Annotated in this window: 1 protein-coding gene; it reads right to left on the reverse strand. The window is 65.7% G+C overall.

All coding sequences use genetic code 11. From position 1 onward, the window contains the following. Positions 1-12 precede the first annotated feature (12 nt). Positions 13-1,698 (reverse strand): ISAzo13 family transposase, encoded by a 1,686-nt coding sequence (locus DMB42_RS52665; protein WP_260478459.1) that lies wholly within the window; start codon positions 1,696-1,698, stop codon positions 13-15. Positions 1,699-1,753: the final 55 nt, after the last annotated feature.

A 1,753-nucleotide genomic window follows, 5' to 3' on the forward strand; every position in this document is an offset into this window, starting at 1 on the left:
AGGGCTTGCCGATCAATAACATGCTGGGTTGATCTGGTCTGGTGTGAGCGCGCCGATGTCAGTTGCGTGCTGGATGAACTCGGTGGGGGTTGCCAGGCGGAGTCCGGTGGGCTGTGGCGTGTAACCGATCACGGTAAGCAGAGGGCGAGTCAGCCGGATGATGTTGTGGGCGCTCTGCTGGGTGATGCCGAACAGCTTCGCCAGGGTGCGCTGGGGCACGGAGAAGCGCTGGTAGACGATAGTGAGCGCGGCGCGGTCAGTGAGGTCAAGGACCGCTTTGCGTCCGGTGCCCGGCGCGGCTTGCCGGATGCCGCCGCGACGGTGGTGTAACGCTGCTTCCCGTTGAGCGTGGCGCGCCACGTCCAACTTCGCGATCAGTTCGTCCCAGTGGGTCTGGTCCAGGCCAGTGAGGGCGGCATGCTGCAGCCATGTCCGGTCCGGGTGTTCGTGCTGCCCAGTCTGATCATCAGGGCTGACAAGCTGGTCGGCGGCGATGGGATGCAGTGTGTAGTTCCAGTCGCCGTGCCAGTCGTGCCGGGTCAGGGGCAGAGCCTTCATCTGCTGGTCGCTGACCGTCACGCCGGTCTCGTAGCCGCTGGCGTCGAGCTCGGCGAGAACGGTCATCCCGGTAGCCGTGATGGTCGCAGCGATGGCGTTGACGATGACTTCGTGGCTGGTCAGCGGCCGTCCTCGCCAGTTCATCGTGATGTGGGAGAAGAGCCGATGCTCGATTTTGTTCCATTTCGATGTACCCGGCGGAAAATGACAGACCGTGATCTCCAGGCCAGTCTCCACCGCGAGCGCGGCGAGTTCGCTCTTCCAGGCGCGCGTGCGGTTGCCGTTGGAGCCGCCGCAGTCGGCGGTGATCAGCAGCCGCCGCGCCAGCGGATAGTCGCCTTGTCCGAGGTTCTTCCACCAGCGGCGGATCGTCTCGACCGCGAACGCGGCGGTGTCGTGGTCGGTGCCCACACTCACCCAGCCGGTGTCGGCGGCCAGGTCGTAGACACCGTAGGGAATGGCCTTGCCCAGCTCGCTGTCGGGGAAGTCGTGGGTGCGGACCTGCACAGGTTCGCCCTGCGGGCGCCATTCGGTCCCGCCGTTGGCGAAGGGCCCGACCAGTTCCTTCTTCTTCGTGTCGACCGACACGACCGGATCTTCGGCTTCCTGAAACCGCTTGACCTGCTCGTTGATGTAACGAAACTGGCCATCACGGTCCGGATGCTGCTTGCCCTCGATCGTCTTGGCGTTGCCCTGAAGGCTGAACCCCTCGGCCCGCAGAATGCCGGCGACCGTGTCAGCGGAGACCTTGTGCCCCTGCCGGGTCAGCTCGGCCGCCAGCTTGCGGGTCGACTTCGTCGTCCACCGCAGCGGCGACATCGGGTCCCCACGTTCGTCCGACTCGACCAGCGCCAGTAACGCCGGCCGCAGTCCGGGATCGAGATCGGTCAACCGCTTACGGCCACCGCCTGGACGACGTACCCGCCCTAACGGCTCGTCACCGGCTTCCAACTCGGTCACGCCCAGCGACACGGTCGCTTCCCGGACTCCAGCAGCTCGGGCAACCGCTCGGATCCCTCCATGACCCAGTGCCCGAGCTTCCGCCCCCAGCAGCAGCCGACGCTGCCGCTCGTCCAGATGCGGCAAGATCGCCTCGAGCTTCGCCTCCAGCATCCCCACAGTCTCCACCGACACGGCCATACCAGCCCATCGGGCCAGAACGGCAGATGCTACGGGTTATTGATCGGCAAGCCCT

It is taken from the genome of Nonomuraea sp. WAC 01424 (assembly GCF_003947315.1).
GTDB lineage: Bacteria > Actinomycetota > Actinomycetes > Streptosporangiales > Streptosporangiaceae > Nonomuraea > Nonomuraea spiralis.

Coding starts and splice junctions, on each gene's coding strand:
- DMB42_RS52665 (WP_260478459.1), bottom strand. CDS start 1,698: ATGGCCGTGTCGGTGGAGACTGTGGGGATGCTGGAGGCGAAGCTCGAG.